The sequence below is a fragment of the Arthrobacter ginkgonis genome, from assembly GCF_039540195.1.
GTDB classification, from domain to species: domain Bacteria; phylum Actinomycetota; class Actinomycetes; order Actinomycetales; family Micrococcaceae; genus Zafaria; species Zafaria ginkgonis.
Genome location: NZ_BAABEO010000017.1, coordinates 131,615 through 145,111 on the forward strand (window position 1 = coordinate 131,615; position 13,497 = coordinate 145,111).

Below are 13,497 nucleotides of genomic sequence, written 5' to 3' on the forward strand. Positions count from 1 at the left end.
CGGCACCGCGGCCCCTGTCTGGCCCCAACGGAGCAGGGCCGCAACGACCTCGCCCTGACGGATCACGGCCGCACAGGAACCCCACCGAACCGGAACCCGACCGAGGAGAACCCCATGAAGGCAGCATCCCCCGGGTCGGTCGCGGCCCCGCCCGGCCCCACCGCCTGGCGCAATGCCGTGTTCGGCGTGTTCGCCCTGTCAGGCTTCATCTTCGCCACCTGGGTGTCGCGGATCCCGGCCGTCCGCGACGACCTCGGCCTGTCCACTTCGACGGTGGGGATCCTGCTGTTCGGGCTGGCCGCCGGGTCCATCGCGGGCCTGGCCGGGGCCCCTGCCCTGCTCTCGCGGCTGGGCTCGCGGCGCGCCCTGCTCGCCACCCTGCTGGGCAGCGGGGCCGGCGCCGTCGCGCTGGGCGCCAGCGCCGGCGTCGTTGCCTCGTTCCCCCTCACCCTGGCCGTTTTGGTCCTCTTCGGGTTCGTCTTCAGCGCCCTCGACGTGCTGATGAACGTCGCCGGGGCGGAGGTGGAGAAGGCGGCGGAGCGGACGCTGCTGCCGCTGATGCATGCGTTCTTCAGCATCGGAACCATCGTTGGGGCGGTGCTCGGATCGGCCGCCGCCCACGGCGGGATCCCCGTGGGCTGGCACTTCTCCGTCGCCGGGCTGCTGGTCGCCGGCATCGGGGCCTCCACTGTCCGCTTCCTGCCTCCCATCGCCCCGGCGCCGGCACGGAAGCAGGTCCCGGCCGGCCTGGGCCCGCGGCTGCACGAGGCGCTGCGGCCCGCGCGCGATCCCCGGCTGGTGCTGCTGGGCGTGCTGGTGGCCGGGATGGCCTTCGCGGAAGGGTCGGCCAACGACTGGATCACGCTGGCGGCCGTCGACGGGCACGGATTCGACGAGGCGGCGGGTGCGCTGGTCTACGGCACCTTCGTCGCGGCGATGACCCTCGGGCGGGCGACCGGCGGCCCCTTGCTGGACCGGTACGGCCGGCAGCCGGTGCTGATCGCCATGATGGCCCTGGGCCTGGCCGGCCTGCTCCTGTTCATCGCCACCGACACCCCGTGGATCGCCTACGCGGCCGCCGCCCTGTGGGGCCTGGGCGGCTCGCTCGGCTTCCCCGTGGGCATCTCCGCGGCCGCCGAGCACCCCGATCCGCAGTTCGCGGCCCGCCGGGTCAGCATGGTTTCCATCTTCGGGTACTCGGCCTTCCTGGTGGGCCCTCCGTTGCTCGGCATGCTCGGCGACGCCTGGGGGCTGCTGAGCGCGCTGTATCTGGTGGTGGCCGTCCTCGCCGTCGCCCTGGCCGTCACCCCCGCCGCCACCCGCGGCCAAGCCCGCCCCGGCGGCGGCAGGTCCGGAGGGCAGGGGGCTGAGGGCAAGGGTCCGGACGCGGCCTGACGAACCGTGGGCCTGACGGACCGGGCCCGGCGGAGTGGCGCCGGCGGCGGAACCGCCGCCGGCGCCCTCCCTAGTGCCCGAATTCCAGGGGCGACGTCAGTTCCGGCCCGGCCCCGTTGAGCGTGTCGATCGCCCTGACCTCCTCGTCGGTGAGCTCGAAGCCGAACACGTCCAGGTTCTGCGCCATCCGTTCCGGGTCGACGGACTTGGGGATCGGCACGGCCCCGCGCTGGACGTGCCAGCGCAGCACCGCCTGCGCCGGGGTGACCCCGTGCGCCCGTGCCGCGTCCGCCACCGGAGGGGCACCCAGCATGCCGCGTCCGCGCCCCAGCGGCCCCCAGGATTCGGTGACGATGCCGTGCTCGGCGTGGAAGGGCAGCAGGTCGTCGCGCAGCCAGAAGGGGCTGTGCTGGATCTGGTTCACGTCCGGCACCACCCCGGTTACGTCGATGATGCGTTGGAGCTGCTCGGCGGTGAAGTTGGAAGTGCCGATGGCACGGACCTTGCCGGCCTCGAGCAGCTTCACCAGCCCCTGCCAGGCCTCCACGTAGCGGTCCTGCCCGGGATTGGGCCAGTGGATAAGCATCATGTCGATGTATTCGAGGCCCAGCCGGCTGGCGCTGTGCTCCCAGGTCGTGCGCACCCCTTCGACCGAGTGCCATTCCTTGTTGAACTTGGTGGTCACGAAGACTTCGGCGCGCGGGATGCCCGCACGGCGGATCCCCTCCCCCACGCCCTCCTCGTTGTGGTAGTTCTCCGCCGTGTCGATCAGGCGGTAGCCGGCGTGAAGGGCGTGGACGACGGCGGCGCCGGCCTCCGCGTCGTCCATCGGCCAGGTGCCGAGTCCGATCGCGGGAAGGGTGGCGCCGTTGGCGAGCTGCTTGACAGGTACCTGCGCTGTTTTGGCTGACATGGGGCCATGCTACGCGGTGGTGTCCTTCCGCACACCGGCCCGAGCCGCGATGTCGCGGCCGGCGCGGTAGCCGAAGACCAGGGCCGGACCGATGTGCGAGCCGTAGCCGGGGTAGCCGCCGCCAAAGACGGAAACGGCCGCCGCGCCCACGGCGAACAGGCCCGGAACCGCGGCGCCGTCGGCGGTGATGACCTCCGAATGCCCGTTGACGCCCAGGCCGGCAAAGGTCCCCAGGTCGCCCATGCGGATCTTCGCGGCGTAGAACGCGCCCTCGTCCAGCGGGGCCAGGTTCGGGTTCGGCTTGTGCTCCAGGTCCCCGCGGAAGTGGTTGTACTGGGTGGAACCGCGCCCAAACGCGGGGTCTTCGCCGATCTCGGCGCCCTGGTTGAACTCGCCAACGGTTTCGGCCAGGTTTGCCGCGTCGACGCCGATCTTCGCGGCGAGGTCCGCCAGGGAATCGCCCTTGACCAGGTAGCCGGTCCGGTAGAAGTAGCCGCGCGGCATGGGCCAGGGCTTGGCGTAGCCGATGCCGTACTTGTGCATGGTCTTCGCGTCGGCGATCACCCAGCCGAACGTCTCGGGGGCGCCGGCGGTGTGCGCCAGCATCCGCCCGCCGAAGTCGTGGTAGCTCAGGGCCTCGTTGCCGAAGCGCCTGCCCTCGCCGTCGACCGCGATCAGGCCGGGCAGTCCGATCGCGCGCAGGTGCGGGAAGAGCCGCTGGCGGCCGTTGAGGTGCCGGAAGACGGTGACGGGAGCCCACGAGCCCACCGAGTGGACGCCGTCGTCGACGAATCCCCCGACCTGCCGGGCCAGCGTCACCGCGTCGCCGCCGTGGCCGACGGTGGGGGTGAAGTGGTTGTCCCCGTGGGGATCGTGCGGGAAGTACTCCCGGCGCAAATCCTTGCTGCCGGAGAACCCGCCGGCGGCCAGGACCACGCCGAGCTTCGCACGGACGGTACCGGCCTGTTCGCCGCCAAGCACCGCGCCCGTGACGGCGCCGGAATCGTCAGTGGCCAGCGAGAGCACCGGGGTCGAGGTCCACAGCCGCACGCCCGAGTCCAGGGCGCTCTTGACCATCCTGGTCATCAGGGCGTTGCCGTTGGTCCGCTGCACCGCACGCCGATACAGGGCCGCGTCGATCCAGGTGCGCAGCAGCTTCCTGGCCACGTAGGCGAAGGACTTCAGCGACTGGTTCACGTGGAAGAACTCGTTGATGTCCGGGCCCACCTGCGGCATGTAGCCAAAGACGGTGTAGGAGCTCAGGTAGGGCTGCATCTTCAGCCGCTTGTCCCCCAGGATCCGGGCGTCCACGTCCTGCGGCAGGATGGCCCGACCGGACATCCGCGCCCCGGGCAGGTCCATCTGGTAGTCCGGGGCCTTCTCGGGGTAGGTGAACTTGACGTCCGTCTCCTGCTCGAAGAACTCGATGGCCTCCGGCACCGTGTCCAGGAACGCCGCCACGCCCTCCGCGTTGAAGGTCTCCGGAGCAAGGCTGCGCAGGTAGGTTTCGGCCTCCTCGCGGGTGTCGCCCTGGGCCGCGCCCTGCCGGTTGCCGGGCACCCACGCCCAGCCGGCGGAGATCGCCGTGGTGCCGCCCAGGTACGGTTCCTTCTCCGCCACGACCACGCTCAGGCCCTGCTTGGCGGCCTTGATGGCCGCGGCCAGGCCGGCGACGCCGGAGCCGACCACCAGGACATCGCATTCCACCGGCTTGCTGTTCATCTTGTGCACTCCCATCACGGTGGAAAGCCCGCCGGCTGACGCGCCGGCCGCTTCCACGCGGAAAATTCTGACCGTTCCAGCCAAACCGACCCCGGCCCGCGGGGTGAGTCCCATTACCGATGAACGGGATATCCTGAAGCCGTCCCGGAACCGGCTAGGCATGGAGGCGCAGTGGCCAACTCCCCCACGGGCGAATCAGTCATCCACCGGCTGGTCCGGATCATCAGCGCCTTCGATGCCGCCCACACCGCCATGCCGGTGTCCACGCTGGCCCGGCGCACCGGCCTGCCGCCGACCACCACCTACCGGCTGGTGGACGAGATGCTGGAGGAAGGACTGCTGGAGCGCGATCCCCGCGGCAAGGTGCGGATCGGGGTCCGGATGTGGGAACTGGTCTCGCGCAGTTCCTCGATGCTGGGCCTGCGGGAGGCGGCCTTCCCGTTCTGCGAGGACGTGCACGCCGTCGTCCAGCACCACACCACCCTGGGCATCCTGGACCAGGACGAGGTGCTCTACATCGAGCGCCTCAGCGCCCGGTCCTCGGCCGTGAACATCGCCAAGATCGCCGGGCGCCTGCCCATCCACGCCTGCTCCTCGGGGCTGGTCCTGCTGGCCTACTCCCCCAAGGAGTACCAGGACCGAATCATGGCCCGGCCGCTGACCAAGTACACGGACAGCACCATCACCACCCCGGCGCTGATGCGCCAGCACCTGGCCGAAATCCGCCAGCACGGCTACGCGGCGATGCGCGGCATCATCGTGCCCGAATCCAGCGGCATCGCGGTCCCGGTCTTCAACGCGGAAAACCGGGCCGTGGCCGCCCTGAACGTGATCGTCCCGGCCCGCGAGGAGAACACCGCCGCCACGGTGCCGCTGCTGAAGGCCGCGGCCCGCGGCATCTCCCGCACGCTCGGCTGGCGCGGGGAGCTGACGGGCACCGTGCACCGCACCCAAAAGATTCCCGTTCAACGGTAATCGCCGCCCACGCCGGCAATACCCCGCGCCACCCTTGAGGGAGACGCGGATCACATCCTTCGACGGCGGCCCCTCCGGCCGCCACCGGCACCCCGCCGGAGCCTCCCGCCGAATCCCACCGCCAGCGGCCCTGATTCGTGCTGCCCGGATGCCGCGTCGCCCAACCGCAACCGACGCGCCACCGGCATCTCCCGGCGGCATCCCGGAACCACAAGGAGCAGGAACATGAACCAGACCCAGGCAACCGGCCGCGTGGCCGGCAAGACGGCCATCGTCACCGGCGGACGCGGCGATCTGGGCACCGCCACCGTGCGCCTGCTGGCCGAGCACGGCGCCCGGGTGGCCAGCCTGGACGTCGCCGGCACGCCCGCCACGGCCCAGCACCCCAACGTCACCGAGTACGACGTCGACGTCACCAGCGAGGACAGCGTCGCCGCCACCGTCGCCCGGGTCCGCGGCGACCTGGGGGCACCGGACGTGCTGGTCAACGCCGCCGGCATCATCGGCCCCGCCGGGCCCTCCCACACCGCCGCCGTCGAGGACTTCGACCTGCTCTTCAACGTCAACGTCAAGGGCGTGTGGCTGATGACCAAGCACACCGTGCCGGCCATGGCCGAACGATGCGCGGGCAGCATCATCAATTTCTCCTCGATCCACGGCATCACCGGCGGCAAGAGCGTTCCGCTGTACCACGCCACCAAGGGAGCGGTCCGGCTGCTGACCAAGTCCGATGCCGCCGCCTACGGGGACCAGGGCATCCGGGTGAACTCCATCCACCCGGGCTCCATGAACACCCGGATGAGCCGCCGCGCCGCGGAGCAGTCGGCGGTCGGCGCCGAGGCCTACTACCGGCAGCTGGTCGGCGGCAACCCGCTGCCCCGCCAGGGCGAACCGCTCGAGATCGCCTACGCGGTGCTCTACCTCGCCTCCGACGAGGCCGCCTTCACCACCGGGGCCGAGTTCGTCGTCGACGGCGGCTACACCGCCGTCTGAGCCCACACGCCGCACCACACACAAACCCCACCAGCTTCAAAAGGACAGACCATGAAATTCCTCAACGGAACCCCCTCCGCCAGCTACGACGTCGTCGTCGTCGGCTCCGGTGCCGGCGCCCTCACCGCCGCCGTGACCGCCGCGGCGGCCGGCAAGTCAGTCGTTGTGCTCGAGAAGGCGTCCCTGCTCGGCGGCACCTCCGCGGTCTCCGGCGGGATGCTCTGGATCGCCGACAACCACCTGGCCCGCGCCGAAGGCATCGAGGACTCCGTGGAGCGCGCCGGCGAGTACGTCCGGGCCGTGGCCCGCGGCCGCGGCCGCGACGACCTGCTGGACGCCGCGATCGGCCACGGCGACGACATGCTGCACTTCGTCCGCGAAACGGCAGGGCTCGAATTCATCATGCTCGACGACTTCCCGGACTACCGCCAGGACCTCCCCGGCGCCGCCACCGGCGGACGGACCGTCGAACCGCAACTCTTCGACGCGGCCCAGGCCCTGGGCGACCTGCGCCCGCACGTGCGCACCGACGGCCGCCTGCCCTTCACGATGCAGGAATACGAGAAGTGGGGCGCCTTCACCAACTTCCCGTGGGAGGACCTGCAGACCCGCCAGGACGCGGGCCTGGTCGCCAAGGGCCAGGCCCTGGTCAGCCGGCTGCTCGCGGCGGCGCTGAGGTTCGGGGTGGCACTGGCCGTCGAGGCCCGCGCAGAGCGACTGGTGCACGACGCCGGGCGCGTCACCGGCGTCGTCGTGGACGGGGAGGCGATCACCGCCACCGATGCCGTGGTGCTGGCCTGCGGCGGCTTCGAATGGGACCGCGAACTCTCCGACGGGCTGCTCCAGTCCCGCCTCTACACCCGCTGCTCCCCGCCCTCGAACACCGGCGACGGCTACCGCATGGCCCAGCGCGTCGGCGCCCGCATGGGATCCACCCGCGAGGCCTGGTGGGCACCGATGTCTGTCATCCCCGGCGACACCCGCGACGGCGAACAGGTCGGCACCCTGCTGCGCTTCGAACGCCAGGGCCCGGGCTCGATCATGGTCAACCGCCACGGCGAGCGCTTCGCCAACGAGTCCCAGAACTACAACGACCTGGCCCGCGCGCTGCACTCGTGGGACCCGGCGAACAACCAGACGCTGAACACCCCGGCCTGGGTGGTGGTGGACCAGGCCCACCTGGCCCGGTACGGGCTGCTGGCCCACCGCGCCGGGCAGCCGACGCCGGCCTGGCTCGCCGAGGGCGCGACCCTTGCCGACCTCGCCGCCGCGATCGGCGTTCCGGCCGGGGCGCTCGAGGCCACCGTGGCCCGCTTCAACGGGTTCGCCGAGAACGGCGTCGACGCGGACTTCCACCGCGGGGAATCGGCCTACGACAAGTACTGGGGCGATGCGTCCAACCCCTACCCGAACCCGAGCCTGGCCCCGCTCACCCAAGGCCCGTACTACGCGCTGCCCGTGGTCAACGGGGCGTTCGGGACCAGCGGAGGCGTGTCCACCGACGGCCTGGGCCGCGTCCTGGACACCGACGGGGAACCGATCCCGGGCCTGTTCGCCGCCGGCAACACCACCGAGAACGCCTTTGCCGCCGGCTACCCCGGCGCCGGGGCGACCCTGGGCCCGATCATGACCATGGGCTACCTGGCCGGACGCACCATCGCCGGCCGGCCGGCGTCGTACCGGGACGCGGCACTCGCCGGAACCGGGGCGGAGGCCGGCGCATGATCCGGCACGTGGTCCTCTTCAAGTTCCGCCCGGACTTCGATCCGGCTCTGAAAGCGGAGTGGGAGGAGGGGGTTCGCGGGCTGGCCGGCCGCGTCCCGGGCCTGCTGGGTCTGGAACTGGCGTGGGACGAGCTTGGCACTCCGCGCTCCCACGACGCCTCGCTGATCGCCGACTTCGAATCCCTCGAGGCGGTGCAGGCGTACGCGGTCCATCCGCTGCACCTGCCGCTGATCGGGATCTCCGGACCCAACGCGGAGAGCATCGCCTCCGTCGACTACACCGTCGCGGCCCCGGCCCAGAGCGCTTAGCGGCCCATCCACAAGCACCACCACTTCCACCTAAAGGAGACGTCATGTCCGTCGTTGCGCATGACACCCCGCGGCAGATGCCGCGCAAGGCCGCCCTCGCCGCGTTCCTCGGCAGCGCCCTCGAATACTACGATTTCTTCATCTACGGCTCCGCCGCCGCACTGGTCTTCGGCACCATCTTCTTCCCGCAGGGGGACCCGGCGGTGGCGACCATCGGGGCACTGGCCACGTTCGGCGTCGGCTACGTGGCCCGGCCGCTGGGCGGGATCGTGCTGGGCCACTTCGGGGACAAGCTGGGACGCAAGAAGATCCTCCTGATCACCCTGGTCATCATGGGGACGGCGTCGCTGGCGATCGGCTTCCTGCCCACGTTCGGTCAGATCGGCTACTGGGCCCCGGCCCTGCTGGTCCTCTGCCGGCTGGCGCAGGGCTTTTCCGCCGGCGGCGAGGCCGCGGGCGCGTCCTCGCTGACGCTGGAGCACTCCCCCGAGGGCCGCCGCGGCTTCTTCACCTCCTTCACGATGACCGGCTACGCCGCCGGCATGGTGCTGGCCACCCTGGTGTTCATCCCGGTGGCGTCGCTGCCGGCCGAGGCCCTGTACTCGTGGGGCTGGCGGGTGCCGTTCTGGTTCTCGATCGTGGTGCTCGTGGTCGCCTACTGGGTGCGCTCCAAGCTGGACGAGACCCCGGTCTTCGCCGACGCGAAGGAGGCCGACGAGGTCTCCAAGGTGCCGGCCCTGCGCGTGCTGCGCACCCAGCCGCTGGACCTGCTGCGCGTGGCGTTCTGCGCCCTGTTCGCGGTGACTCAGACCGTGTTCACCGTCTTCGGCCTGGCCTATGCGACCAGCGAGCACGTGGGCATCGACCGCACCACCATGCTGTGGGTGCAGACGGTGGCGATCGGCGGGTCGATCGTCGCGATTCCGCTGCTGGCCCGGCTCTCGGACCGGGTGGGGCGCCGCCCCGTCTGGGTGACCGGCGCAGTGGGGTGCCTGGGCACGGTGTTCCTGTACTTCTGGGCGATCTCCACGGCCAACATCGCGCTGGTCTTCGTCGGAGCCATCCTGCACATGACGCTCTTCTACTCCATGCTCAACGGGCTCTGGCCGTCCTTCTTCACCGAGATGTTCGCCGCACCGGTGCGCTACACCGGGTTCGCCATCGGTACGCAGGTGGGTTTCCTGGTGGCCGGGTTCGCCCCGGCGATCGGCTACGCGATCCAGGGCACCGGGGCGGACGGCTGGGTGCCGGTGGCCGTCATGACCTCGATCTGCCTGGCCCTGTGCGGGGCGGCGGGGTTCTCGGCCCGGGAGACCGCGTTCACCCGGCTTGGGGAGCTGGGACGCACCCGGGCGGAACGCGCGGCAGCGGTTCCGGTCCGGTAGCGCGCGGGGCAGGCCCTTTCGTGTCGACTTCGTCGCCACGCAGGGACCCGGCCGCCCCGCGCTGGCGGGGGAACGGCCCTTTCGTGTCGACTTCGTCGCCACGCAGGGACCCGGCCGCCCCGCGCTGGCGGGCAGGCCGCCCCGGCAGGACCGCCCCGACGGCGGGCAGCTCCGGTCACACCGGCAGCTGCCCGCCGTCCTTCACGTTTTTCATGACGATGGTGGAGGTCAGCTTCTCCACCCCCGGCAGACCCACCAGCACCTCGTCGTAGAAGCGCTGGTACGCGGCCAGGTCCGCGGCCCGCACGCGCAGCAGGAAATCCGGTTCGCCGAACAGGCGCACCGCCTCCACCACCTGCGGAATCACGGCCACCTCCTCCTCGAACCGCAGCATGTGCTGGCGGTCCCGCAGCGTCACGAACACCATGGCCTCGAACGCCAGTCCCACCTTCGCCGCATCCACCACCGCCCGGTAGCCCTGGATCACTCCGGAGGACTCCAGTTCCTTGAGGCGGCGGTGGCACGGGGCCACCGTCAGGCCCACCTCGGCGGCCAAGGCGGTGGCAGTGATTCGCCCATCCTTCTGGACGTGGCGCAAAATTTCCCTGTCAATCGCATCAATCACGCAAAAAACATACAGCCTTGGAGGGCTTTACGGCCAAATCGGGTCAGCACTTTTCGCGGGCATTTTCCTACGCTGGAGGCATCATCCGCGCAGCATCAGGAGGACCCATGGATCCGCAGGCACTCGCCGGCTTCGCCGCCGTCTCGATCGCCCTCGCCTTGACCCCCGGCGCGGACTGGGCCTATTGCATCGCCGCCGGGCTCGGCCGCTCACGGATCTTCCCCGCCATCGCGGGCCTGATCGCCGGCTACGGGATCCACACGCTGCTGCTCGTGGCCGGCATGGCGGCCCTGGTGGCCAGCCTGCCCGGGCTCCTGGCGTGGATGACCGTCTTCGGCGCCGGCTACCTGCTCTGGCTCGGCGTGACCACCGCCCGCGGCTGGCGGAAGGCCGGCTTCACGGCAGGCGCCTATGCCGAGGACGCCGCAGAGGACTTCGCCGGCGGTCCGTCCGTAGCGGCCCTTGCCCCGGCGGCGACGGTGCGCGCGGAGCCGGCGCACGCCGTCGTGCCCTTGGGGGGCGCAACGGCGCTGCTCGCCCCGCCCGCCGTGGAGGCTCCGGCCCCCGCGCGGGGCGGCCGCAACCGGAGCGAGGACCGGCGCGCCTTCCTGCGCGGGCTGGGCACCAGCGGCACCAACCCCAAGGCGCTGCTGCTGTACCTGGCGCTGATCCCGCAGTTCGTCTCCTCCGCGGCGGCGGTCCCGCCGGTCGTGCAGACCGCGGCCTACGGGCTGGGGCACCTGGCCCTGTCCGCCGTGGTGTATTCGGCAGTGGCGGCGGGTGCCCGGCGGCTGCTTCGCTCGCGTCCGGCGGCGGCGCGGATCATCACCCTGGCCAGCGGCATCATCATGGTGGGCCTCGGCGCGGTGCTGCTGTCCGAACAGCTGCCGTGGTTGGGCGGCCTGGTGAGCAGCCTGGCGGGCGCCGCGGCCTAGGGTTCCCGTTCCGGGTGGCGAGCCCCTCCGGCGCCGCGGCCCGGGGTTCCCTCCAGCACGACGGCGCGCCGGATGAGGTCCGCGAACCAGCGCTGCTCCTCGGTGGCCATGTGCTCGGGACGGCAGTACAGCGCCACTTCCACCGGCGGCACCTCGAACGGCAGGGCCGCGGTGCCCAAACCGAAGTCCGCCGCGAAGATCCGCGCAATGTCCTCGGGCAGCACGGCCACCAGATCCGATCCGCGCACCAGCGTCGGCAGCACGGCGAAGTGCCCGACCCGCACCAGGACCCGGCGGCGGATGCCCAGCCGTTCGACGACGGCCTCCGGCACCCCGTGCCCGGAGGCCGTCGCCACGACCACGTGCCGGGCGGCCTCGAAATCGGCAAGGGTCGGCTCGCCCCCGACGATCGGGTTCGCGGCGTCGGCCAACAGCGCGTATCCGCTGCGGAAAAGCGGCATGCGGGACACCCCCGCGGACGGCAGCTCGACCGATCCGAAGGCGGCGTCCACGCTGCCGGAGAGCAACTGCTCCACGGCCGCCTCCCGGTCAAGGCCCACGGATTCCACGCGCACGCCCGGCGCCTCGGTGGCCAACAGCTCAAGGACGCTGGGCAGGAAACGGACCTCGCCGAGGGAGGACATGGCAACAGTGAAGGTCGCGTCCGAGGTCGCCGCGTCGAAGTGGCGGGTCCGGGACAGGGCCTGGTCCACGTTCTGCAGCGCATCGCGCAGTGGCGCGTAGAGGCGGCGCGCGGCGCGGGTGGGGACCAGCGTGCGGCCCTCGCGGGTGAAGAGCGGATCATCGAACAGGCGCCGCAGCCTGCCCAGCGAGTGGCTGACCGTCGGTTGCCTGACGCCCAGGTACTCGGCGGTGCGGGTGACGCTGAGGGTTTCGTGAAGCAGCACAAAAGTGCGGACCAGGTTGAGGTCGAATCCCGGATCCAGCGCCCCGGCAGCGGCGCCGTCCTCGGGCGCCGACTCGTCCCCGGCCCCGCGCTTCATGCCGTTTCGTCGTCGACTTTCCACGCTACCCATAGATCAAGTCTATGGTTTGGCAACCTCCCATCTATTGGACTCGGCCCGTGATCGCCCGCACACTAGCGGGTAACACCCGCCATACCGGTGATGCCTGACACTCCCCTTGGTATCCCCGGCCACAAGCTAGGACCGCTCTACCCATGCAACCCAATCGCGCTTGGATCGTCGCCCTGTGCTGGCTGACGGTCGTTTTCGAAGGCTTCGACATCGTTGCCCTCGGCGCTTCCATCCCCACGCTGCTCAACACCGCCCATGCGGGCATGACCGCTCTCGACGCGACGTTCATCGCCACGCTCTCCTTGGTCGGCGTGGGCCTGGGGGCCGCCCTGATCGGGCCGATCTCCGACCGCTTCGGCCGACGCGTGCCGCTGATGGCCTGCGTGCTGGTCTTCTCCGTCTTCACGTTCCTGTTCCCGCTGATGCCCACCGTCGCCCTGCTGGCGCTGGTGCGGTTCGCTGCCGGGCTCGGACTGGGCGCATGCATGCCCGTTTCGCTGACCATGATGCAGGAGGCCGCCCCCTCCAGCGGCAAGGCCCACTCCAGCACGCTGACCATGACCGGCTACCACGCCGGCGCGGTCACCGCCGCACTGGTGGCCCTGCTGGCCGGGGCGCACTGGCAATGGCTCTTCTACGGCGGCGGCATCCTAGGCCTGATCATGATTCCGATCATGTGGGCCAAGCTTCCGGAGACGCACCGAACCGTCGCCGCCAAGCCCGCCGGCGCCGCGCCGTCCGCCGCCCCGGTGGTCCGCGGGCGCGACCTGCTGCGCAAGCCGTACCTTCCGGTCACGCTGGGGCTGTGGGTGGCCGCGTTCATGGGCCTGCTGCTGGTCTACGGCCTGAACACCTGGCTGCCCAAGCTCATGGGCGAGGCGGGCTACAACGTCTCCGATTCCCTGGTCATGTTGCTGATCCTGAACGTCGGCGCCATCGCCGGCCTGCTGGTGGGCGGCCGCGTCGCCGACCGCGTGGGCGTGAAGAAGATCGCCACCATCTGGTTCCTGATCGCCGCCGTTATGCTCGCCACGCTGAGCATCCGCATGGAGAGCCAACTGGTCCTGAACGTGGCCGTGCTGTTCACGGGCGTCTTCGTGTTCAGCGCCCAGGTGCTGGTCTACGGCTTCGTCGGTTACCTCTACCCGAGCAACGTGGTGGGCACCGGCATGGGCCTGGTTGCCGGCGTGGGCCGCCTCGGAGCCATCGTGGGCCCGATGGCCACCGGCGCACTGGTCAGCGCCGGCATCGCCTACCCCTGGGGCTTCTACTTCTTCTCCATCGTTGCCGTGCTCGGCGCGCTGGCGGTCATGATGATCCCGCAGGCGCGCTCCCGCAAGCAGGCCACCGCGCCCGCCCGGACCTCCGGCGCCCAGTAGTCCCCCTCAGTTCCCAAAACGCCGGTCCTCCAGGGCCCCGCAGCGGTCGAATCCGTCCGCCGCGGGGCCTTGAGGCTTAATTCGGGCACCCACAAACCTGTTGCC

General features: G+C 71.1%; 12 protein-coding genes. 8 read left to right on the top strand and 4 right to left on the bottom strand.

The genetic code is table 11. The features are described 5' to 3' along the window. Positions 1-114: 114 nt before the first annotated feature. Positions 115-1,395, top strand: coding sequence for an MFS transporter (locus ABD912_RS12525; RefSeq protein ID WP_345151190.1), 1,281 nt, complete (start codon positions 115-117; stop codon positions 1,393-1,395). Positions 1,396-1,465: 70 nt separating this feature from the next. On the opposite strand, the gene ABD912_RS12530 is transcribed toward ABD912_RS12525, so the two are convergent. Together ABD912_RS12530 and ABD912_RS12535 are read right to left on the bottom strand one after the other, a co-directional pair. Next, positions 1,466-2,308: an aldo/keto reductase gene (locus ABD912_RS12530; RefSeq protein WP_345151193.1), complete on the bottom strand. Its 843-nt coding sequence runs from the start codon at positions 2,306-2,308 to the stop codon at positions 1,466-1,468. A gap of 9 nt (positions 2,309-2,317) precedes the next feature. Beyond that, a complete protein-coding gene (locus ABD912_RS12535; protein ID WP_345151195.1) occupies positions 2,318-4,087 on the bottom strand; it encodes an FAD-dependent oxidoreductase in 1,770 nt (589 codons plus the stop codon). A gap of 114 nt (positions 4,088-4,201) precedes the next feature. Here ABD912_RS12535 and ABD912_RS12540 point away from each other — a divergent pair, with 114 nt between their 5' ends. The 5 genes from ABD912_RS12540 (at position 4,202) to ABD912_RS12560 (ending at position 9,416) form a co-directional block, all read left to right on the top strand. Beyond that, the gene (locus ABD912_RS12540; protein ID WP_345151197.1) at positions 4,202-5,005 is read left to right on the top strand and encodes an IclR family transcriptional regulator; all 804 of its coding nucleotides are present in this window, start codon (positions 4,202-4,204) and stop codon (positions 5,003-5,005) included. A 225-nt stretch (positions 5,006-5,230) separates the two neighbouring features. Next, on the top strand, positions 5,231-5,998 hold the full coding sequence (locus ABD912_RS12545; protein ID WP_345151198.1) for an SDR family NAD(P)-dependent oxidoreductase: 768 nt from the start codon (positions 5,231-5,233) through the stop codon (positions 5,996-5,998). 51 nt (positions 5,999-6,049) lie between these two features. Next, complete coding sequence (locus ABD912_RS12550) at positions 6,050-7,723, top strand: FAD-dependent oxidoreductase (RefSeq protein WP_345151199.1); 1,674 nt, start codon at positions 6,050-6,052, stop codon at positions 7,721-7,723. Next, positions 7,720-8,031: a Dabb family protein gene (locus tag ABD912_RS12555; RefSeq protein ID WP_345151200.1), complete on the top strand. Its 312-nt coding sequence runs from the start codon at positions 7,720-7,722 to the stop codon at positions 8,029-8,031. Before ABD912_RS12550 ends, ABD912_RS12555 begins: the two co-directional genes overlap by 4 nt. Before the next feature lie 44 nt (positions 8,032-8,075). Beyond that, entirely contained in the window at positions 8,076-9,416 is a 1,341-nt protein-coding gene (locus ABD912_RS12560) for an MFS transporter (protein WP_345151201.1), read from the top strand. Positions 9,417-9,591: 175 nt separating this feature from the next. On the opposite strand, the gene ABD912_RS12565 is transcribed toward ABD912_RS12560, so the two are convergent. Continuing rightward, the gene (locus ABD912_RS12565) at positions 9,592-10,041 is read right to left on the bottom strand and encodes an Lrp/AsnC family transcriptional regulator (RefSeq protein ID WP_345151203.1); all 450 of its coding nucleotides are present in this window, start codon (positions 10,039-10,041) and stop codon (positions 9,592-9,594) included. A 107-nt stretch (positions 10,042-10,148) separates the two neighbouring features. Here ABD912_RS12565 and ABD912_RS12570 point away from each other — a divergent pair, with 107 nt between their 5' ends. After that, entirely contained in the window at positions 10,149-10,976 is an 828-nt protein-coding gene (locus tag ABD912_RS12570; protein ID WP_345151204.1) for a LysE family translocator, read from the top strand. Here the strand turns inward: ABD912_RS12570 and ABD912_RS12575 are convergent. After that, positions 10,973-12,013 (bottom strand): LysR family transcriptional regulator, encoded by a 1,041-nt coding sequence (locus ABD912_RS12575; protein WP_345151206.1) that lies wholly within the window; start codon positions 12,011-12,013, stop codon positions 10,973-10,975. The genes ABD912_RS12570 and ABD912_RS12575 overlap by 4 nt on opposite strands. A gap of 143 nt (positions 12,014-12,156) precedes the next feature. Between ABD912_RS12575 and ABD912_RS12580 the strand changes: the two genes are divergently transcribed. Beyond that, complete coding sequence (locus tag ABD912_RS12580; RefSeq protein WP_345151207.1) at positions 12,157-13,392, top strand: MFS transporter; 1,236 nt, start codon at positions 12,157-12,159, stop codon at positions 13,390-13,392. Positions 13,393-13,497: the final 105 nt, after the last annotated feature.